This is a genomic window from Enterococcus sp. AZ196 (genome assembly GCF_050498845.1).
Taxonomy (GTDB): Bacteria; Bacillota; Bacilli; order Lactobacillales; family Enterococcaceae; genus Enterococcus_A; species Enterococcus_A murrayae.
In genome coordinates, this window is the sequence record NZ_JBIPAM010000001.1 from 406,640 (window position 1) to 427,500 (window position 20,861).

Annotated in this window: 15 protein-coding genes, 1 tRNA gene and 2 rRNA genes (1 of these 18 cut by a window edge); 16 read left to right on the top strand and 2 right to left on the bottom strand. The window is 42.6% G+C overall.

Going from position 1 to position 20,861, the window contains the following annotated elements:
- Positions 1-47 precede the first annotated feature (47 nt).
- The 3 genes from IGI67_RS01980 to IGI67_RS01990 all read left to right on the top strand — a co-directional run bounded on the left by IGI67_RS01980 (position 48) and on the right by IGI67_RS01990 (position 2,293).
- The gene (locus tag IGI67_RS01980; RefSeq protein WP_429956590.1) at positions 48-689 is read left to right on the top strand and encodes a DUF2922 domain-containing protein; all 642 of its coding nucleotides are present in this window, start codon (positions 48-50) and stop codon (positions 687-689) included.
- Between the two features lie 233 nt (positions 690-922).
- Positions 923-1,705, top strand: coding sequence for a hypothetical protein (locus IGI67_RS01985; RefSeq protein ID WP_429956591.1), 783 nt, complete (start codon positions 923-925; stop codon positions 1,703-1,705).
- Between the two features lie 87 nt (positions 1,706-1,792).
- On the top strand, positions 1,793-2,293 hold the full coding sequence (locus tag IGI67_RS01990; RefSeq protein WP_207109464.1) for a flavodoxin family protein: 501 nt from the start codon (positions 1,793-1,795) through the stop codon (positions 2,291-2,293).
- Positions 2,294-2,335: 42 nt separating this feature from the next.
- On the opposite strand, the gene IGI67_RS01995 is transcribed toward IGI67_RS01990, so the two are convergent.
- A complete protein-coding gene (locus tag IGI67_RS01995) occupies positions 2,336-3,142 on the bottom strand; it encodes a Cof-type HAD-IIB family hydrolase (protein WP_207109465.1) in 807 nt (268 codons plus the stop codon).
- Between the two features lie 279 nt (positions 3,143-3,421).
- Here IGI67_RS01995 and IGI67_RS02000 point away from each other — a divergent pair, with 279 nt between their 5' ends.
- Both IGI67_RS02000 and IGI67_RS02005 read left to right on the top strand, forming a co-directional pair.
- Positions 3,422-4,624 carry a multidrug efflux MFS transporter gene (locus IGI67_RS02000; RefSeq protein ID WP_429956592.1) on the top strand — a complete coding sequence of 401 codons (1,203 nt, stop codon included), beginning with the start codon at positions 3,422-3,424 and terminating at the stop codon, positions 4,622-4,624.
- A gap of 106 nt (positions 4,625-4,730) precedes the next feature.
- Entirely contained in the window at positions 4,731-5,519 is a 789-nt protein-coding gene (locus tag IGI67_RS02005; protein ID WP_429956593.1) for a hypothetical protein, read from the top strand.
- 312 nt (positions 5,520-5,831) lie between these two features.
- On the opposite strand, the gene IGI67_RS02010 is transcribed toward IGI67_RS02005, so the two are convergent.
- Positions 5,832-6,011: a YjzD family protein gene (locus IGI67_RS02010; RefSeq protein ID WP_207109467.1), complete on the bottom strand. Its 180-nt coding sequence runs from the start codon at positions 6,009-6,011 to the stop codon at positions 5,832-5,834.
- 161 nt (positions 6,012-6,172) lie between these two features.
- Here IGI67_RS02010 and IGI67_RS02015 point away from each other — a divergent pair, with 161 nt between their 5' ends.
- From IGI67_RS02015 to IGI67_RS02065, 11 genes are all read left to right on the top strand, one after another.
- Positions 6,173-9,430, top strand: coding sequence for a DNA polymerase III subunit alpha (locus IGI67_RS02015; RefSeq protein WP_429956594.1), 3,258 nt, complete (start codon positions 6,173-6,175; stop codon positions 9,428-9,430).
- Positions 9,431-9,570: 140 nt separating this feature from the next.
- Positions 9,571-10,533 carry a 6-phosphofructokinase gene (gene pfkA, locus IGI67_RS02020; protein ID WP_207109469.1) on the top strand — a complete coding sequence of 321 codons (963 nt, stop codon included), beginning with the start codon at positions 9,571-9,573 and terminating at the stop codon, positions 10,531-10,533.
- 69 nt (positions 10,534-10,602) lie between these two features.
- A complete protein-coding gene (pyk, locus tag IGI67_RS02025; RefSeq protein WP_207109470.1) occupies positions 10,603-12,387 on the top strand; it encodes a pyruvate kinase in 1,785 nt (594 codons plus the stop codon).
- 401 nt (positions 12,388-12,788) lie between these two features.
- Positions 12,789-13,340: a YceD family protein gene (locus IGI67_RS02030; protein WP_429958601.1), complete on the top strand. Its 552-nt coding sequence runs from the start codon at positions 12,789-12,791 to the stop codon at positions 13,338-13,340.
- Between the two features lie 59 nt (positions 13,341-13,399).
- The gene (gene rpmF, locus IGI67_RS02035) at positions 13,400-13,579 is read left to right on the top strand and encodes a 50S ribosomal protein L32 (protein ID WP_010740070.1); all 180 of its coding nucleotides are present in this window, start codon (positions 13,400-13,402) and stop codon (positions 13,577-13,579) included.
- Positions 13,580-13,824: 245 nt separating this feature from the next.
- Positions 13,825-15,246 carry an NADP-dependent phosphogluconate dehydrogenase gene (gndA, locus tag IGI67_RS02040; RefSeq protein ID WP_429956595.1) on the top strand — a complete coding sequence of 474 codons (1,422 nt, stop codon included), beginning with the start codon at positions 13,825-13,827 and terminating at the stop codon, positions 15,244-15,246.
- 107 nt (positions 15,247-15,353) lie between these two features.
- Positions 15,354-16,040 (top strand): response regulator transcription factor, encoded by a 687-nt coding sequence (locus IGI67_RS02045; protein WP_010740068.1) that lies wholly within the window; start codon positions 15,354-15,356, stop codon positions 16,038-16,040.
- On the top strand, positions 16,037-17,542 hold the full coding sequence (locus IGI67_RS02050) for a HAMP domain-containing sensor histidine kinase (RefSeq protein ID WP_207109472.1): 1,506 nt from the start codon (positions 16,037-16,039) through the stop codon (positions 17,540-17,542). The genes IGI67_RS02045 and IGI67_RS02050 overlap by 4 nt, the downstream gene beginning before the upstream one ends.
- 528 nt (positions 17,543-18,070) lie before the next feature.
- Positions 18,071-19,629: ribosomal RNA gene (locus tag IGI67_RS02055) — 16S ribosomal RNA — on the top strand.
- A 96-nt stretch (positions 19,630-19,725) separates the two neighbouring features.
- Positions 19,726-19,798, top strand: a tRNA-Ala gene (locus IGI67_RS02060).
- 176 nt (positions 19,799-19,974) lie between these two features.
- Positions 19,975-20,861: ribosomal RNA gene (locus tag IGI67_RS02065) — 23S ribosomal RNA — on the top strand; it runs 2,026 nt beyond the window's last position.
- The 16S and 23S rRNA genes sit together here with 1 tRNA gene alongside, the layout of an rRNA operon.

The following is a 20,861-nucleotide window of genomic DNA, read 5'->3' on the forward strand; positions in this document are numbered from 1 at the left end:
ACGAATGGAAAAGATTCTGAAAAAATACACAAGAGAGGAATGAGAACATGTATACACTAGATGCAGAATTTGAAAAAAGCAATGGCAAACACCACCATCTACGATTAAAGGACTTTGATCCGAGTAAAACAGCAGAAGAAATAAAGACATCCTTAGAAAAAATAACTAAGCTGAATCTTTTTGAAAAAGACGGAGTAGGCTTATTTAAGAAAGTCTTGCATGCAAAAGTCATCGAGAAAAGGGAGACCCCGATCTTTGATCAAGCTGCTAATGAGGTGCCTGCAGCAGTTGAGCAGCAAGCAGCACAAGAAACACCACAAGTGTCTGAGTTTGTGGAAACAGAAATAGAAAAGGTATCGACAGATTTCCGCATCCCAGAGGATCTATCAATTGTAACCGAACGACCGGCACCTGATGTGATGATCCAGACCATTGGATTTCCGCCAGAGATTAATCCGTGGGAGCTAAATGAAATGCAGTCACTCGCCGTGATAACGGCCTGTTTGCCGGATGATTTTTTACTGGAAAATGTTCAGATTGACGATAGTCAAGAATCTGCGAAGTTGATTTTGATTGAACGACTCAAAGAAGGCTGTACGCCAGTCCCTTTAGTGGATCAAGCATCGCCAGAAGAAATACCTAAGAAAAAAAGAAAGCGTTTGATTGATCGTATTCGGAGGCGAGAATAGCTTAGCAGGACTATCCCATTAGAAAATCCAACGTTGGTATGGGAGTGGTCAAAAAGCGCAACTCATTGCGAAGATACTTTACTTGAAAAATTGATCTGCTGAATCAGTAGTCTATTTAGACTGACCAATAGTTCTTTGCAGGATTCGCTGTAAATTTGTTGATATAAGACAAATTATTCGACTCAAAAAACTTTTTTTAATAAGCTTAAGAAAAAAGATTTGAGGGAAAAGCGATGATCAAATTAGCAGTTGAAATAGATGGTGAGGTAACGAAAATTCATTTCGGTGAACAAGGTGCGATGACAATCTATCGCGAACTAAAAAAACTCCCGGATTTGAGCAGTGAGGAACTATTGCTGTATTACAAGGGGCGCGAAGCACATGCAGTCGATTATGCACAAAAAATCGACAAAAAAGTATCGAAGGAAGCGGATAGTTTAGTAACAATCAATGTACCCTGGGACATAGAAGGCTCAGAACTGGCGCAGCAAATGTTATCTGTCTGGGGAGATAACGGGCTGAAAACGACCGGCTTATTTGAGTCGCAAAAAATTGCTCCAAATCATTTTACAGTTGTAGCCAATCATCAAAAAGAGTTGTTTGAAATCTTGGCTACCTTTGGCTATGAGAATAAAAAAGTCAAGGCTAAGCCAGCTAAAGCGCAGCATCGCTGGAATAAAAAGGTCAGTGAAATTCCATTCTATATTGACTACAATGCTGCTAAAGGGGAAGTTGTGTGGCAAAAGCGGAATGAAATGCTGTTGAAGGCGGGAGCGAAACTAACAAGAGAGATGCCGCTGAATAAAGATGGTTCAGTGGGATTTAGTGCACGCTTAACAGAAAAACTGAGGTCGGATCATGCCGATCAAATTTCGGATTTTACGACAACAGAGGATATCGTATTAAAAAGTGTCAATGAGGTCGGGATCTTTCTTTATTACGCAGGAACCAATGGCTGGCTGGTTCTAAAAGACAAAGACGGGAAAACAATCGATGAATATACTATTGTGAAGTAGGGGAAGCTATAATGCTTCTCTTTTTTTGTTGAACACTCCGCTTATAAAAGGGTACCATTATAGAAAAGGATTAAAGGAGCGATTTTATTGAAATTAGCGGTCATTTATTACAGTAAAACGGGACAGACGAAAGAGATGGCGGAGATTATTGCTCAAGGGATGCGGAATGTTGGCAGCGAAGTGCGTGTCTATTCAGTAGATGACTCCATCAACGCGAACTATGTGAATGAATGTTCAGGAATCGTTTTTGGAACACCGACATATATGGCGACGAGTCATTGGCGGATCACTCAATGGTTAATGAAGGAAAGCGGCAATTTCTCTTTAGCTGGAAAATTAGGCGGTGGCTTTGCGACGGCTCATTATGCACAAGGCGGCAGTGATAGCGCAATTCTTTCTATGTTGGGCATGCTGTTAGTAAAAGGGATGCTGATATATTCAGGCGGAGCGACTTTTGGTCAACCGTTTATCCATCATGGACCAGTGGCGCTTGATGCAGTGGGAAATCATTATGAAGACTCAAAAGAAATGTTTGAGCTTTTTGGACAACGATTTGCGGAGAAGGCATTCGAGCTATTTGGAAAATAAGAAAAAGAGAGAAACAATCGGATTCGATCGTTTCTCTCTTTTTTATAGATCCAAATATTTAGTTAAATAATCGGCCATACCATCTTCGGTATTTGGTTTATCAGTAATGTCATTAGCGACTGATTTTACCTGATCAGTCCCATTAGCCATCGCGACGCCCCATCCGGCGAATTTCAGCATATCTACATCGTTGTGCTCGTCACCGAACGCAAGAATGTCTTCTTGCTTCATATTTAAGCTTTCTATAACTCGCTTCAGCCCGTGAGCTTTTTGAATGCCCTTGGCTACGACTTCTAGCATTGGATTCGGTCCGCCCCATGTATTGACTTCGACCTCATGACCGATTTGTTGTTTCAATTCTTCTGAAACACTGCTAACATTTTCCGGTTGGCTGCGCAACAAGACAGAGGTTGGATTTGTTTGTAGCGTGTTGACGGTCAACAGGTTATCTGCAGTCGCGACATCACTAGCAAAGAAGTGCTGATCGAAGAAATTTAAGTCATCAATAAAAAAGGTTTCGCGATTTTCAGCAGCGATAAAATCAAGCTTTAGATTTTTCTTTTCTGCCATCAAATCAAACACGATTTTTCGATTGATGGATGTTTCTTGTTCGTCCGCCCATTTTTTGCCAGGAAGATGGACAAGAGCGCCGTTAAAATTAATCATCGGCGTCGTTAGCTGTAATTCTTGATAAAAGTTTTTACTCATGCGGTAGGGACGACCTGTTGCAATCACTACAGAGTGGCCGTCTTGGATAGCACGACGTAAAGTTTTAGCTGTTTTATCAGTAATTTTTGAATCTTGATTTAGTGTTGTACCGTCTAAATCAATTGCGATCAATTTTTTCATAAAAACTCCTACTTCGTATTAATAGATTTATTTTTGAGGGAAAATAAGTTGAACTCTCGGCGCGCTTAGCATTCGAAAAATGCTGCAAAGAGTAAAACTATTATCTTGCGTTCAATTTGTTTTAGTCTAGCACATCCATTGGAAAACGCAACCGTAGCGCTTTAAAAAGTATGAAAGCATTAGAAAAATTTCAATCTCCTTGAGTGAGAAGGAAAGTTTTTTCTTCTAGACTCTGCTATAGTAGATACATAAAATTGGCGAGGAAGGGGAGTCAAGAAGATGAAAATCAATTGGCGCAGAAATTTGTTTATTTCATGGATCGGTTGTTTTTTCACTGGAGCGAGCTTCAGTTTGGTCATGCCCTTTTTGCCAGTCTATATAGAACAGTTGGGAACAGCTAAATCGCAGGTCGATTTATTCTCTGGATTGGCGATTTCTGTAACAGCATTTTCAGCGGCGATCGTTTCACCGTTATGGGGAAGCTTGGCGGATCGAAAAGGACGTAGATTGATGATGATTCGTGCAGCGGCAGGGATGACTTTTACGATGGGGTCGCTGGCTTTTGTTCCAAATGTCTATTGGTTATTAATCATGCGTTTTATGACTGGTGTGTTATCTGGGTATATGCCGAATGCAACGGCTTTGATCGCATCGCAAGCGCCTAAGCAAAAGAGCGGCTGGGCGTTAGGAACGTTGGCAACAGGCGGTGTCGCAGGAAATTTGATTGGCCCATTAATCGGCGGGATGCTGGCGCAATGGTTTGGTTTGCGAAATGTGTTTATTATTACTGGAGTGATTTTGCTTGTCTGTACTTTTTTAACTGTCTTTATGGTGAAGGAAGATTTCAAACCAATCGAAAAGGCAGACGTTATCAGTATGGCGGAATTACGGAAACGGATCAATTATATGCCGATCCTGATTGGTTTGTTTATCAGTACGTTGATCCTCCAAGTCGGAGTAACGAGTATCAGTCCAATTCTGACATTATACATTCGTGATTTGAGCGGTTCCAGCAGCAATGCGTTGGTCATCAGCGGGTTTATCGTTTCAATCGCTGGGGTATCGGCGATTGCCTCTTCACCGACATTGGGGAAAATAGGGGATCGGATCGGGAATCACAAGGTGCTGTTAGCTGGTTTAGCGCTGTCGCTGATCTGCTTTATACCAATGGCTTTTGTGAAAACGCCTTTTCAACTGGGCGTGCTGCGTTTCTTCTTAGGCTTTTCGACAGGGGCTCTAATGCCGTCTATCAATACATTGATCAGTAAAATTAGTCCTCCTGAAGGCGTCAGTCGTATTTTCAGCTATAATCAGATGTTCAATAACTTTGGACAGGTTATCGGCCCCATGCTAGGGTCAACCGTTGCACATGGGCTGGGCTATCCGGCAGTTTTCCTTGTAACAAGTGCATGTGTTTTTGGCAATATTATTTTGAGTCTTTTTAATTTTCGGAAGCTGCTGGCAACAAAGACGAAGATCTAGAGAGCTGCTAAGATAATAAAAGCCGCTGCATAGGATTTTTGCTTTGAGTGTTATTGCTATACAATGATAGGGCAGCGTGAATCAATCAATTGTAAAGGGAGTTTTTATGACTTATAAACGTGTCAAGATGATGGGTGCCAATTGTCCAACCTGTCAAAGAAAGCTAGATATTTTGTTGAAGGATGGTTTTCAGGAAATAGTCTGTGTTTGCTTCCGCTGTCGAGCAGTCTATGCGTTCGATGGTCAAGAGCTGCAAAAGCTTTCTAATAAAAGACCGCCAACTGTTCAAGAAAAAGCGACCTTAGATGCACTTGTTCAAGCCTTGCCAGAAAAGCACTATTACAAAGGACAAGGAAGTCAACTACGCCAAAACGAGTTTGGCTACCAGCGCAATTGGTTAAGCTTGGCAGAGTATGAACGGCAGTTCGGAGAGGCCTTGAGTTTTAATCAGTGCGATTTACGTCCAGATGCATCAAGCTGTAAATGGTGTGGTCAGGCTTTGCCGAAGGGTCGACGCTCTTTTTGCAAGGATAGTTGTTCTCGCAATTATTCACAGGCGACCTTTACGAAACGGCATATGCCCAGCTTGCCTTATCGGATTGCGTGCCGTGATCGCTTCTTTTGTCAAATCAGCGGAGCAGACCTGGCGCAGTATAACCGACACGGCATACGAATTCCAGCTAGCAAGGGTGAGTTGGCAATCCATCATTTAATTTTTGTCTCGAATAATGGAACAGATCATGAACAGAATCTATTGACCGTTTCCGCTGAAGTACACAGAGCATACCATGCTGGAGATGCTGAAATTACAGCAATTATTCACAGAATTCGCGATCAACGGCTGGAAAAATTCGGTGAAAAAATGCAGTTCAGCGATCCAGCAGGGCAGAGTTAGACTCACGAGAAATAAGGCTGCTCATAGGTTTCGTGGGAAAGAGTTTAACGATTTTAGAGAAGCTGTTTTATTTATATGTCATACCTTGAAAGAGCAGAGCGATTTGATTCTGCTCTTTTTTTGGGGAAAATGGATAAAATAAAAACAACCTCTATCAGATAGGATGCAAGCAGAGCAGAGGAATGTTAATTATAGAAGCGCGTAAATTTTTATAGGCGATAAGAATGAGGTTTACAAATGAAGAACAATTCCTATTGGCTTCGAGCTATGAAAAAAACAAAAAACCAGTTACAATATAGTAACTGGTTTTGTCTATGCTTCAGCTTTTTTCGGTGAAACAAAACGTGCGGCAACAAGTGCGATAACACCCACGATCAGTGATATAATCGTAGATAATTCGAAGTTATAAGAACCACTTTGCAAGGCACCACCTAGATAACAAACGGCTTGTCCAATTGCGAAAGCCCAAAATAATGTAACTAGATATTTCATCAAGAGCACCTCTTTTCGCAAGAATTTCTAGATTTAGTTTAGCATTTTTTTTGAAAATGTAAAGAAAAGTCTCGTGCTTTGAGTTCCGCTGTTACTAGTTGCATGAGATAAATAATCAATCACAATTAACTACATTATTATTAAGGAAGTAGGAGGAGAGCATGATTTTACCACAACTTTATACGAAAACTTCCTATTCATTATTGAAAAGTACTTTAACGATCAGCGATTATGTGGAAACGGCGAAGGCTCGAGGCTATACTGCAATCGCGATTACTGATGAAAATGTTCTGTATGGGGCTGTAGAGTTTTTCCAAGCCTGCCAAAGAAATCAAATGATCGGCATCATTGGTTTGGAGCTGGACTTCTATTTGGAAGAGGCGACCGAAAGAATATTATTTTACGCCAAAAATGTCGCCGGCTATCAAGAGTTGATGCGTTTATCTAGTACACGCATGATGGCAGAAAAGCCGCAGTCATTATCTGAATATAAAATCGACGGAGAAAACGTGGTCACAGTTTTGCCTGTCGATGCACTGAATGAACCACGCGAACCAATTATTGCCAAGATTGCGGAAGCTATAAACGGAGAAATCTATTTAGGGATTTCACCAGAAATAAAGACTTCGGTTTTACCAGAAGGGTTCCCGACAATCGCGATTCATGAAGTAGCGTATTTGGACGCGACCCAAGCTTTTGCGATCAAAGTTATGGGACACATCCAAAACGGCAGTCAGCTGCCTAGAGAAGAGCTGACCAATCAGTTGGGAGACAACTATTTAGTCGAGATGGAAGAGCTGTTGGCCGGCTTTGATGATAAGGACGCGGTCATGAATGCTCAAAAGCTTGTCGAAACGTGTCAGTTTGAATTGCCGCTGCATCAAAAATTACTCCCGCATTATCCAGTACCGACACAGCAAACAGCGGATGCTTATTTGCAAAAGCTTTGCTGGGAAAAATTACCGGAGCGAATTCCTGAAGCGACTGAGGAATATCGTCAGCGGTTGACTCGAGAACTGGGGATTATCCATAGTATGGGGTTCGATGACTATTTCTTGATTGTCTGGGATGTGATGGATTATGTACATCGCAGCAAGATTGTTTCTGGAGCTGGCCGTGGATCAGCTGCCGGTTCATTAGTTGCTTATGTTTTGAGTATTACCGATGTTGACCCGATCAAATACAATCTTTTATTTGAACGGTTCTTGAATCCTGAACGAAACAGCATGCCCGATATCGATTTGGATATTCCCGACAATCGGCGGAATCAGGTTCTGCACTATGTCCATGAAAAGTACGGCCATTTCCATGTCTCGCAAATCGCGACATTTGGAACAATGGCGGCAAAGATGGTGTTACGGGATGTCGGACGTGTCTTCGGCTTATCACAAAGTGAGGCAAACCGCTGGTCAAAGGCGATCCCCAATCAATTGAAGATCACTTTACGAGAGGCTTATGAAAAATCTGAGCCACTGAAACGACTGGTTGCTAATGACGAACGCAGTAATTTACTGTTCCAAACCGCCTTGGCTTTAGAAGGCTTGCCGCGGCACGTCTCCACTCATGCTGGCGGTGTAGTAATCAGTGATATGAACTTGCTCGGTGTCGTTCCCTTGCAGAATGGTTCTGAGGATATTTTACTGACGCAGTTCACCATGACAGATGTGGAGACTATTGGCCTGTTGAAGATGGACTTCTTAGGACTGCGGAACCTTTCTATTATTGATAACGCGTTGCAAAACGTTCGTCGTATTTACCGTGAAGAGCTGAATTTGAAAAATGTTCCATTGGATGATCCAGCAACCTTGGCTCTGTTTCAGCGAGGCGAAACGAGTGGTGTTTTCCAATTCGAATCTGCTGGTATCCGAAAAGTGCTGCGTAATCTGCATCCGACATCTTTTGAAGATATCGTAGCGGTCAATGCATTGTACCGTCCGGGACCGATGCAGATTATCGATCAGTTCATTGCGCGGAAAAACGGCAAGGAGCCAGTCACCTTTCCGGATGCGTCTGTTCAACAGATATTAGCGCCAACATATGGTTTTATCGTTTATCAAGAGCAAATTATGCAGGTGGCTGCTCAGATGGCCGGCTTCAGCTTAGGTGAGGCGGATATTTTGCGGCGAGCGGTCAGCAAAAAGAAAAAGGACTTATTAGATGAAGAAAGACGTCATTTTGTCAGCGGAGCTGTTGGTCGCGGGCATAGTCAAAAGAGTGCTGAAGAAGTGTACGATTATATTGAACGTTTTGCCAACTATGGATTTAATCGGTCTCATTCGGTAGCGTACAGCTTTGTCGGCTATCAAATGGCGTATTTAAAAGTTCATTATCCTGGGGCCTTTTACACAGCGCTGATGCAGTCTGTTCGAAATGATCCAAAAAAGCTGAGAGAATACATCGCCGAAGCTAATCGTGCAGGGGTGAAATTATTGGCGCCGGATATTAATCGCAGCAGCTACAGCTTTACCTTGGTAGAAAAAGCATTGATTCGTTTTGGTTTGGACGCCATTAAAGGAATGCGGCGCGATTTTGTCGGTAATATTTTGGCAACGCGCAAGGCAGAAGGTCCGTTCAAATCCTTGGATCAATTTCTTTTGCGGATTGAATCTCGCTGGCTGAAAATCGACTATATCGCACCGTTGATTTTCATAGGGGCTTTCGATGAGCTGCACCCAAATCGGCGGGAACTGGCTGATGGGCTGGAAGGGAAAATTCAAAATGTGGAGTATAGCGGCGGCAGCATGTCATTGCTGGATGTGATGAGTCTAAAGGAACGTCCATCTGAGGATTATTCATTGGCTGAACGCTTGAATTACGAGGAACAATATCTGGGGCTATATGTCTCGGGACATCCGACGGAGAACTTTCCTAAATTATTGAAGCAAAAGGATTTACAGCCGATTACTGAGCTTACTGTCGGCAGTCATGGGAAGATTCTCTTCTATTTAAAAGAGGTTCGCGAGATCCGAACTAAAAAAGGAGAACAGATGGCGTTTCTGACAGGAAATGACCAAAGCGGAGAGGTATCATTGACGATCTTCCCGCAGTCCTATCGTCGATTACGCAAAGATATTGAACTTGAAAAGGTATATTTGGTTCAAGGGAAAGTAGAGCGCAGCCGCTATGATCAAGCGATCCAGTTATTAGTCGAAGAAATGGTTCCAGCTCAAATCGCAGAAGACGATATCAGTGATAAAACATTGTATCTGCGTGTACAGGAAAAATATGATACGACAGAAATTCAACAGGGAATTGCCGAAAGACTTCAATTATCACCAGGAAAAATCCCCGTTTTGATCTATTATGAAAAAAGTCGTCGAAAGATTGTGCTGGATAAAAAGTTTTGGGTGGGGGTTAATGACACCCTCTTAAATGCTTTAAGTGACATATTAGGGGAACAAAACGTCGTAATAAGATGATTTCTTGTAACTTTCAAAAACTTTTTTCAAAATACGCGCTTTTCCCGAAGACATCCCAAGACTTTTGGGATGTTTTTTGGTAGAATGTACCATGAATTAAACGATGTATGTTTTTTTGAGAATACTTATGAGGTGAGAAAATGAAACGCATTGGAATTTTAACAAGTGGAGGAGACGCTCCCGGAATGAACGCTGCTGTTCGTGCGGTCGTTCGTAAAGCGATTTTCGAAGGCATGGAAGTTTATGGCATCAATTATGGTTTTGCCGGTCTAGTTGCTGGTGATATCCGTCGTTTGGATGTTGCGGATGTTGGTGACAAGATCCAACGAGGCGGAACTTTCTTATATTCAGCTCGTTATCCAGAATTTGCTACTGAAGAAGGGCAATTAAAAGGGATCGAGCAATTGAAAAAATTTGGTATTGAAGGATTAGTAGTAATCGGCGGAGACGGCTCTTACCATGGCGCCTTAGCTTTGACTAAACATGGTTATCCAGCTGTCGGTATTCCAGGGACGATCGACAATGATATTCCAGGAACAGACTTCACTGTTGGTTTTGATACAGCGATCAACACCGTATTAGAATCCGTTGACCGTATTCGTGATACAGCGACGTCACATGTTCGTACATTCGTTATCGAAGTAATGGGGCGGAACGCAGGCGATATCGCTTTATGGTCCGGTGTAGCCGGCGGAGCTGATGAAATCGTTATTCCTGAGCATGATTTCGACATGGAAAAAATTGCGAAGAAAATCCAAGCAGGCCGTGATCGCGGGAAGAAACATTGCTTGATCATCTTAGCGGAAGGCGTTATGGGCGGAAATGAGTTCGCTGATAAGTTAGCTGAATACGGCGACTTCCATACACGTGTCAGTGTATTAGGACACGTTGTCCGCGGTGGTTCACCAAGTGCACGCGACCGTGTGTTAGCCAGCAAATTCGGTTCTTATGCCGTTGATTTATTGTTAGAGGGCAAAGGCGGATTGTGCATTGGTATCGAGGATAATGAAGTGATCGCTTCTGACATCGTTGAAACATTGGAAAACAACAAACACAAACCTGATTTATCATTGTATGAATTGAACCACCAAATCTCATTTTAATCTCGTTAATAATAGTGAAGAGCTATATATTATAAACAATCAAGAAACAAGAATGGAGCGTATTACGTAATGAAAAAAACGAAGATCGTTAGTACATTAGGACCAGCAAGTAACACAGTGGAAACTATCTCTCAATTAATTGAAGCTGGTGCTAACGTGTTCCGTTTCAACTTCTCACACGGAGACCACGAAGAACAACTTACACGTATGAACATGGTTCGTGAAGCAGTAGAAAAAACTGGTAAAGATGTGGGTATTCTTTTAGATACAAAAGGCGCTGAAATCCGTACAACTGTTCAAGACACAACAGAAGCAGATTACGGCCGCGCTGGATATATCGAATTTAACGTAGGCGATGAAACTCGTATCTCAATGGATTCTGAACATAAAGGAACCAAAGAAAAAATCGCTGTTACTTACCCTGGTCTATTCGACGATGCACATATCGGCGGACACATCCTATTCGATGATGGTTTGATTGACATGGAGATCGTGGGCAAAGATGACGCTAACCGCGAATTGATCATGCTGGTTAAAAATGCTGGTATGTTGGGTTCTCGTAAAGGGGTCAACGCTCCTGGTATCTCAATCAACTTGCCTGGTATCACTGAAAAAGATGCAGATGATATCCGTTTTGGTTTAGACAACGACATCAACTTTATCGCTGCAAGTTTTGTACGTAAAGCACAAGACGTTCTTGAAATTCGCGAAATCCTTGAAGAAAAAAATATGACTCACGTTCATATCTTCCCTAAAATCGAATCACAAGAAGGTATCGATAACATCGATGAAATCATCAAAGTTTCTGATGGTATCATGATCGCTCGTGGAGACATGGGTGTTGAAATCGCACCTGAACTAGTACCAATGGTTCAAAAACGTATCATCAAAAAATGTAACGCGGCTGGCAAACCAGTTATTACAGCGACTCAAATGTTAGAGTCTATGCAAGAAAACCCACGTCCAACACGTGCGGAAGCATCTGACGTTGCCAACGCTGTATTTGACGGAACAGATGCTACAATGCTTTCTGGTGAATCTGCAAATGGGAAATATCCAGTTGAAGCTGTAGGCACAATGGCTCGTATTGACATGGAAGCTGAATCTGCTTTGTCAGAATTAGGTTCATTCCAAATCAATGAATTCGATAAATCAAACGTTACTGAAACAATCGGTTTATCTGTTGCTCGCGCTGCGAAAAACTTAGGTGTTAAAACAATTGTTGCTGCAACTGAATCAGGCCACACTGCGCGTATGATCTCTAAATACCGTCCAGATGCAGACATCTTGGCTGTGACTTTCGACGAACATACAAAACGCAGCTTGATGGTTAACTGGGGCGTATACCCAACAGTTGCTGAAAAACCAACAACAACTGACGAAATGTTCGATTTAGCTGCACAAAAAGCAGTTGACTTAGGTTTCGCTAAAGAAGGCGACTTGATCTTGATCACTGCTGGTGTACCAGTTGGCGAACGCGGAACGACGAACGTTATGAAGGTTCAAATGATTGGTTCTAAATTGCTGCAAGCCCAAGGTATCGGCGAATCAACAGTAGTTGCTCACGCAGTAGTTGCTAAAACTGCTGAAGAAGCAATCAAAAATGCGAAAGACGGTATGGTTCTAGTTGTACCAACAACTGATAAAGATTACATGCCTGCAATTGAAAAAGCTGCTGCTTTGATCGTTGAAGACGGCGGATTGACTTCTCACGCTGCTGTTGTAGGTATCGCTCAAGATATTCCTGTAGTAGTTGGTGCGAAGGATGCGACTTCAACAGTTGTTGACGGTGAATTAGTCACTGTTGACCCTCGTCGTGGTATCGTCTACCGTGGACAAACAACAGCAATCTAAGCTTTCGATTAGACTGTCGTTTTAAAAGGAAATTTAGGGACTGCGACCTATGTGTCACAGTCCTTTTCTATGAAAATATCGGGTGGGAAAGCTGGACGAGCTCCACGAGATTTGTCATGGCATCCAGCTTTCTAAGCTAGCTTTTTCAGCAATAAGCGAAAATATTGTTCAAAAGCTGGGCGAGCTTCACGAGATTGGAGCTGGCATCCAGCTTTCTGGGCTAGATTTTTCAACATTAAGCGAAAACAATTCGAAATCTGAAAAGCGATTTAGAATTGTTTTAGTCTTAATGCTCAAAATCTGGACGAGCCCAGAAAGCTTTTGAGGGTGTCAAGAAAATTTCGTTGACAAAGGTTTTTTCCACCTGTATAATATCGATTGTTGCTTAGAGGTGATGAATGATGAAATGGTCGATTGGCGAATTGCGCCGCTATAAAGAAGAAGCACTAAATTTTTCAGAAACGATTGATGTGAATGACGCATTAACAGCCCGCGATAATGAGATCTTGTCAGTAGCTCCGGTTACTGTAGAAGGGATCTTGTCTGTTGGAAAAAATGAATATATTTTACATTATCGATTGAAAACTATTGTAACTGTTCCTTCAGCCCGCTCCTTGGAACCAGTTGATCTGCCACTTGATCTTTCGGTGGACGAAGTATTCATGACACGGGAGCAATGGACTTCAATGGAAGAAGAAAGAGACGAAGAGATTCTTGTCCTAGACAGTGATACGATCGACTTGACCGATTCTATCGAAGATAACATTTTATTAGCGATTCCGATGCAGGTCTTTTCTGAAGAAGAATTACAAGCGACAGATTTACCAAAAGGCAACGATTGGGAAGTCGTGAGCGAAGAAGAGTATTTGCAGAAAAAAGAATCTGCTGAAACAATTGATCCTCGTCTTGCAAAATTATCTGAACTATTCAACGAATCGGAAGATGATAAGTAAGATTGGAATAAAATGTATCAGTAAATGATACTTCATTTTATAAGGAGGTGTAACACCCAATGGCAGTACCAGCTAGAAAAACATCAAAAGCTAAAAAGAACAAACGTCGTACTCACTACAAATTGACCATTAAAGGATTGAACGAATGTCCTAACTGTGGCGAAATGAAGAAGAGCCATCACGTATGTGCCAACTGCGGCTACTATGATGGAAAAGATGTTATGTCTAAAGAAGCATAAGCACTTTTTAATAGAGAAAGTCAAAACCTCAAGACTAACCATGGAGTCTTGAGGTTTTTTTCTTGGCTAAAACAGGCAGAGGATCACTCAATCGAGAATATCTTCTGGTCTTAACAGCGAGTCTGTTTAGATTAATTTCTTTGAAGATTTCAAAGAGCTTTTCATATTAAAAACACTATTCATTTTCCATTCTCACTTTCTTAGGATATAATGAGAATCGTATTGAGTAATTAGGAGGGTATACTATGTCAAAACAACAATTCGGCGTCGTCGGTATGGCCGTAATGGGAAAAAACCTGGCTTTAAATATCGAGAGCCGCGGCTACTCGGTGGCTTTGTACAATCGTACGGGCTCAAAAACTGAAGCGGTGGTAGCGGAGCATCCTGATCGCAATTTAAAAGCAACTTTTTCAATCGAGGAGTTTGTTGACTCGATCGAGAAGCCACGTCGTATCATGTTAATGGTGCAAGCAGGACCAGCGACAGATGCAACGATTCAATCACTATTACCACATTTAGATAAAGGCGATATTTTGATCGATGGAGGAAATACATTCTTTAAAGATACGATTCGTCGCAACGAAGAATTAGCCAATTCAGGAATCAATTTCATTGGTACCGGTGTTTCTGGCGGTGAAAAAGGTGCATTAGAAGGGCCTTCAATGATGCCGGGAGGGCAAAAAGAAGCCTATGATCTAGTCGCTCCTATTTTTGAACAAATTGCTGCGAAGGCCGAAGATGGCGAACCATGTGTTACTTACATCGGCGCTAATGGTGCGGGTCACTATGTAAAAATGGTTCACAACGGAATCGAATACGGCGATATGCAATTGATTGCTGAATCATATGACCTGATGCAGCACTTACTAGGACTTTCAGTTGATGAAATGGCAGAAGTGTTCTCAGAGTGGAATAAAGGCGAGTTAGACAGCTACCTGATCGAGATCACTGCGGACATCTTGACTCGCAAGGACGACGAAGGAACAGATAAGGCTATCGTTGATGTGATCAAAGATGCTGCTGGTAATAAAGGAACAGGTAAATGGACTTCACAAAGTGCGCTGGACTTAGGTGTACCATTACCGTTGATTACAGAGTCTGTATTCGCTCGTTTCATCTCTGCATATAAGGAAGAACGGGTTGCTGCCAGCAAAGTTCTTGCTGGACCAGCGCCTTACAAATATGAAGGTGATAAACAAGAATTAATCGAAAAAATTCGTGAAGCACTTTATTTCAGTAAAATCATGAGTTATGCGCAAGGCTTCTCTGAATTACGGGCAGCATCAAAAGAGTTTGGCTGGGATTTGCCATTTGGTGAAATCGCGAAAATCTGGCGTGCCGGCTGTATTATTCGCGCTCGTTTCTTGCAAAAAATCACGGATGCCTATGAAAAAGATGCAGATTTGGCAAACTTGATGCTGGATGATTACTTCAAGGAAATCACTGACAAGTATCAACAAGCAGTTCGTGAAGTTGTCGCCATTGCTGTTCAAGCAGGTGTGCCGGTGCCAACATTCTCCTCTGCAATCACTTATTACGATTCTTATCGTGCAGAACGTTTGCCAGCGAACTTGATCCAAGCACAACGTGATTACTTTGGCGCTCATACGTATGAACGTACGGATAAAGAAGGAATTTATCACTACAGCTGGTACCACGAAGAATAGCAAGAGTTATTTATAATATTACTGATAACTAACTATAGCTTTTTGACAGGTTTAGCCCTATAATGATAGAGGTTTAATGAAATCCAACTTGGAAAGGAACTAAAAAAATGAGTAATATTCTGATCATTGAGGATGAGAAAAATCTAGCTCGTTTTGTCGAACTAGAATTGAAGCACGAAGGCTATGATACAGAAGTTCATTATAATGGTAGAACAGGACTTGAAGCCGCTTTGGAAAGTGACTGGGATGCGATCTTACTTGATTTGATGCTTCCTGAATTAAATGGCTTAGAAGTTTGTCGTCGTGTTCGTCAAGTTAAAAATACGCCGATCATCATGATGACTGCCCGAGATTCTGTTATTGACCGTGTTTCAGGGTTAGATCATGGTGCAGATGATTATATCGTCAAGCCGTTTGCTATCGAAGAACTATTAGCACGTCTACGTGCATTACTTCGTCGAATCGATATCGAAGGGGATAAGAACGTTGCTAAACAAACAACGATCACTTATCGTGACTTAACGATTGAAAAAGAAAACCGTGTAGTTCGCCGCGGAAATGAAATTATTGAGCTGACAAAACGTGAATACGAATTACTATTGACGCTTATGGAAAATGTCAATGTTGTTTTAGCTCGTGATGTTTTACTTAATAAGGTTTGGGGTTACGAAACAGAAGTAGAAACAAACGTTGTTGACGTGTATATTCGTTACTTGCGTAATAAAATCGATGTACCAGGTGAAGACAGCTATATTCAAACTGTCCGTGGTACTGGGTACGTTATGCGCTCATGAGAAAATTTATCAAGAAACAAAGAGAACTGAAAGGGCCCTCACTCACCATCAAGTGGGCCTTTACAAGTTCTTTCTTTATATTCGTGGTTTTTACCATTTTTGCAGTCATCACATATAAATCTTCGGTTAATTTGATTGTGACGAAGGAAAGAAACAATGTCGAGCGGACGATCTCTGAAGTCACTTCTCGTTTAGCCAACGCAGATGAGGAGCTGACACTAGTCAATACGTACCGCACATTGACAGAGTCCGACAGTCGAGACAATGCGATATACGATCAAAATATGACATTAGAAGGCAATATGATGCGGATCGATGATTTTATTTCAGAGCTCGGACAGCGGCAATTGTCTTTGGATATTTATAATCTGGATAAGAAGCTGATTTTCAAAACACAAAAGGACTATCGCCCGCTAGTGCAGACAAAGCACAAAGAGCCGACGATTGTTACCGTTGATGAAAATAATGGTTTTCTATCTGTTGAACCGATTTATTCTAAGAAGACGCGAGAGAAAATCGGCTATGCTCAAGTTTTTTATGAGTTATCTGATTTTTATGAAATGCGGAGTAAATTACTGCTGACGCTGATCGTTTTGGAAATTGTGTCACTGCTTTTGAGTAGCTTCTTGGGCTTTTTGCTATCTTCTTACTTCTTGAAGCCGGTCAAGATATTGCGAGATACGATGGAGATCATCCGTCAAGATCCGCAGGCTGAGGTACATGTTCCTGAAATAACGACCAATGATGAACTGGCTGACTTGGCTATTATCTTTAATGATGTCATCGATCGCATTCGAATGTATATTGAACAGCAGGAACAGTTTGTTGAAGATGTTTCTCATGAGCTGAGAACCCCGGTAGCAGTGATTGAAGGTCATTTAAATATGTTGAACCGCTGGGGGAAAGATGATCCAGAAATATTGGATGAGTCTATTCAAGCCAGTCTGCAGGAGCTTGTTCGGATGAAGAGTCTAGTGCAAGAAATGCTGGACTTGTCTCGTGCTGAGCAGGTGGATGTTTATTATGGAAATGAGACTTCAAAAGCAAAGGAAGTTACTTACCAGGTATTCAATAATTTTAAGCTGTTATACCCTGAGTTTACTTTTACATTGGATGATGATCTAGATGGTGAGAAGATGCTGAAAATCTACCGCAATCATTTAGAACAAATTTTGATCATCATTTTGGATAATGCCGTAAAATATTCGACAGACCGTAAAGAAGTGCACATTTCGGTTTCTTCGACGCTGAATAAGTTCGAAATCGCCATCCAAGATTTCGGTGAAGGGATCCCAGACGAAGATATTGCTAAAGTGTTTAATCGTTTTTACAGAGTAGATAAGGCTCGTGCCCGTACAAAAGGTGGAAACGGCTTAGGCTTGTCGATTGCTCATAAACTTTTAGAGAGTTATAAGGGAAGTATCAGTGTGGAAAGTTCTGTTGGCAAAGGAACGATTTTCAGAATTTTTATTCCGATGGTGGAAGAGAAAACAGTCGAGTAGAACTCGACTGTTTTTTTATGCGAAAGTTACAAAAAAAATTCACTTAAGATAGCGTTATTTTTGTTTTAAAATCGAACGTTATTTTGGAGTTTCAAATGAACGTTCGAAAAATAAAAAAGATTGAAAAAAAGTGCAAAAAATAGTTGCATTACTGCTTGAAGATTGCTATATTATTAAATGTTCCCAAGAGATAAAAACATCTTGAAAAAAATTAAAAATAATAGTTGACGGATGAAAAATCTTGTGGTATTTTTATAAAGTCGCCGAAACGAAACGAAAAGCAAACTTGTTTTTTTATCAAAAAGTTTTTAAATAAAAGTTGTTGACTTTCAAACAAAAAGCTGATATGATATAAAAGTTGCTGAAACAAAGCGACAAACAATGTAGACCTTTGAAAACTGAACGAATAAAACAAACCAAATGTGTAGGGCGTTTCTATTTAATAGAAACAAACAACATAGCAAGCAATATGCTAGCAAGTCAATTAATACAATTGAGCTTAACAGTTTAACGACTGTTTCAAACACTTTATATGAGAGTTTGATCCTGGCTCAGGACGAACGCTGGCGGCGTGCCTAATACATGCAAGTCGAACGCTTTTTCTTTCACCGGAGCTTGCTCCACCGAAAGAAAAGGAGTGGCGAACGGGTGAGTAACACGTGGGTAACCTGCCCATCAGAAGGGGATAACACTTGGAAACAGGTGCTAATACCGTATAACAATCGAAACCGCATGGTTTCGGTTTGAAAGGCGCTTTTGCGTCACTGATGGATGGACCCGCGGTGCATTAGCTAGTTGGTGAGGTAACGGCTCACCAAGGCAACGATGCATAGCCGACCTGAGAGGGTGAACGGCCACATTGGGACTGAGACACGGCCCAAACTCCTACGGGAGGCAGCAGTAGGGAATCTTCGGCAATGGACGAAAGTCTGACCGAGCAACGCCGCGTGAGTGAAGAAGGTTTTCGGATCGTAAAACTCTGTTGTTAGAGAAGAACAAGGATGAGAGTAAAATGTTCATCCCTTGACGGTATCTAACCAGAAAGCCACGGCTAACTACGTGCCAGCAGCCGCGGTAATACGTAGGTGGCAAGCGTTGTCCGGATTTATTGGGCGTAAAGCGAGCGCAGGCGGTTTCTTAAGTCTGATGTGAAAGCCCCCGGCTCAACCGGGGAGGGTCATTGGAAACTGGGAAACTTGAGTGCAGAAGAGGAGAGTGGAATTCCATGTGTAGCGGTGAAATGCGTAGATATATGGAGGAACACCAGTGGCGAAGGCGGCTCTCTGGTCTGTAACTGACGCTGAGGCTCGAAAGCGTGGGGAGCAAACAGGATTAGATACCCTGGTAGTCCACGCCGTAAACGATGAGTGCTAAGTGTTGGAGGGTTTCCGCCCTTCAGTGCTGCAGCTAACGCATTAAGCACTCCGCCTGGGGAGTACGACCGCAAGGTTGAAACTCAAAGGAATTGACGGGGGCCCGCACAAGCGGTGGAGCATGTGGTTTAATTCGAAGCAACGCGAAGAACCTTACCAGGTCTTGACATCCTTTGACCACTCTAGAGATAGAGCTTCCCCTTCGGGGGCAAAGTGACAGGTGGTGCATGGTTGTCGTCAGCTCGTGTCGTGAGATGTTGGGTTAAGTCCCGCAACGAGCGCAACCCTTATTGTTAGTTGCCATCATTTAGTTGGGCACTCTAGCGAGACTGCCGGTGACAAACCGGAGGAAGGTGGGGATGACGTCAAATCATCATGCCCCTTATGACCTGGGCTACACACGTGCTACAATGGGAAGTACAACGAGTCGCGAAGTCGCGAGGCTAAGCTAATCTCTTAAAGCTTCTCTCAGTTCGGATTGTAGGCTGCAACTCGCCTACATGAAGCCGGAATCGCTAGTAATCGCGGATCAGCACGCCGCGGTGAATACGTTCCCGGGCCTTGTACACACCGCCCGTCACACCACGAGAGTTTGTAACACCCGAAGTCGGTGAGGTAACCTTTTGGAGCCAGCCGCCTAAGGTGGGATAGATGATTGGGGTGAAGTCGTAACAAGGTAGCCGTATCGGAAGGTGCGGCTGGATCACCTCCTTTCTAAGGAATCAGTTCATCTAAGATGAACGTTACGGAAACTACACAGGCTTGCTTTTATTCGTTCAGTTTTGAGAGGTCTACTTTCAAAAAAATACCGGGGCCTTAGCTCAGCTGGGAGAGCGCCTGCTTTGCACGCAGGAGGTCAGCGGTTCGATCCCGCTAGGCTCCATTGATGACGTTGGTCATCATTCGTTCATTGAAAACTGGATACAGAAACATAATTTTAAACAAACCGAGAACACCGCGTTGAATGAGTTTTTTAATACGTTCAATTGCTTATTTTTTTCTGATTGGGAAGTCTATCGCTAGATGAAACAATCAAACCCCTAACGCAAGTTAGGATAAGGTTAAGTGAATAAGGGCGCACGGTGGATGCCTTGGCACTAGGAGCCGATGAAGGACGGGACTAACACCGATATGCTTCGGGGAGCTGTAAGTAAGCTTTGATCCGGAGATTTCCGAATGGGGAAACCCAGCATCTTTTATAGGATGTTACTTTTCAGTGAATACATAGCTGATTAGAGGTAGACGCAGAGAACTGAAACATCTAAGTACCTGCAGGAAGAGAAAGAAAAATCGATTCCCTGAGTAGCGGCGAGCGAAACGGGAAAAGCCCAAACCAAGAGGCTTGCCTCTTGGGGTTGTAGGACTCCGATATGGTAGTTCAGTGAGATAGTCGAAGGACCTGGAAAGGTCTGCTGGAAAGGGTAAAAGCCCCGTAGACAAAATTTGACTGACACCTAGGAGGATCCTGAGTACGGCGGAACACGAGGAATTCCGTCGGAATCCGGGAGGACCATCTCCCAAGGCTAAATACTCCCTAGTGACCGATAGTGAACCAGTACCGTGAGGGAAAGGTGAAAAGCACCCCGGAAGGGGAGTGAAATAGATCCTGAAACCGTGTGCCTACAACAAGTTAGAGCCCGTTAATGGGTGATAGCGTGCCTTTTGTAGAATGAACCGGCGAGTTACGATTACTTGCGAGGTTAAGTTGAAAAGACGGAGCCGCAGCGAAAGCGAGTCTGAATAGGGCGAATGAGTAAGTGGTCGTAGACCCGAAACCATGTGATCTACCCATGTCCAGGTTGAAGGTGCGGTAAAACGCACTGGAGGACCGAACCCACGTACGTTGAAAAGTGCGGGGATGAGGTGTGGGTAGCGGAGAAATTCCAAACGAACTTGGAGATAGCTGGTTCTCTCCGAAATAGCTTTAGGGCTAGCCTCAGAGTAAG

Bases quoted from the DNA above. Each gene is read 5' to 3' on its own strand.
- IGI67_RS01980 (WP_429956590.1), top strand. From the start codon at position 48: ATGTATACACTAGATGCAGAATTTGAAAAAAGCAATGGCAAACACCAC.
- IGI67_RS01985 (WP_429956591.1), top strand. From the start codon at position 923: ATGATCAAATTAGCAGTTGAAATAGATGGTGAGGTAACGAAAATTCAT.
- IGI67_RS01995 (WP_207109465.1), bottom strand. From the start codon at position 3,142: ATGAAAAAATTGATCGCAATTGATTTAGACGGTACAACACTAAATCAA.
- IGI67_RS02000 (WP_429956592.1), top strand. From the start codon at position 3,422: ATGAAAATCAATTGGCGCAGAAATTTGTTTATTTCATGGATCGGTTGT.
- IGI67_RS02005 (WP_429956593.1), top strand. From the start codon at position 4,731: ATGACTTATAAACGTGTCAAGATGATGGGTGCCAATTGTCCAACCTGT.
- IGI67_RS02010 (WP_207109467.1), bottom strand. From the start codon at position 6,011: ATGAAATATCTAGTTACATTATTTTGGGCTTTCGCAATTGGACAAGCC.
- IGI67_RS02015 (WP_429956594.1), top strand. From the start codon at position 6,173: ATGATTTTACCACAACTTTATACGAAAACTTCCTATTCATTATTGAAA.
- pfkA (WP_207109469.1), top strand. From the start codon at position 9,571: ATGAAACGCATTGGAATTTTAACAAGTGGAGGAGACGCTCCCGGAATG.
- pyk (WP_207109470.1), top strand. From the start codon at position 10,603: ATGAAAAAAACGAAGATCGTTAGTACATTAGGACCAGCAAGTAACACA.
- IGI67_RS02030 (WP_429958601.1), top strand. From the start codon at position 12,789: ATGAAATGGTCGATTGGCGAATTGCGCCGCTATAAAGAAGAAGCACTA.
- rpmF (WP_010740070.1), top strand. From the start codon at position 13,400: ATGGCAGTACCAGCTAGAAAAACATCAAAAGCTAAAAAGAACAAACGT.
- gndA (WP_429956595.1), top strand. From the start codon at position 13,825: ATGTCAAAACAACAATTCGGCGTCGTCGGTATGGCCGTAATGGGAAAA.
- IGI67_RS02045 (WP_010740068.1), top strand. From the start codon at position 15,354: ATGAGTAATATTCTGATCATTGAGGATGAGAAAAATCTAGCTCGTTTT.
- IGI67_RS02050 (WP_207109472.1), top strand. From the start codon at position 16,037: ATGAGAAAATTTATCAAGAAACAAAGAGAACTGAAAGGGCCCTCACTC.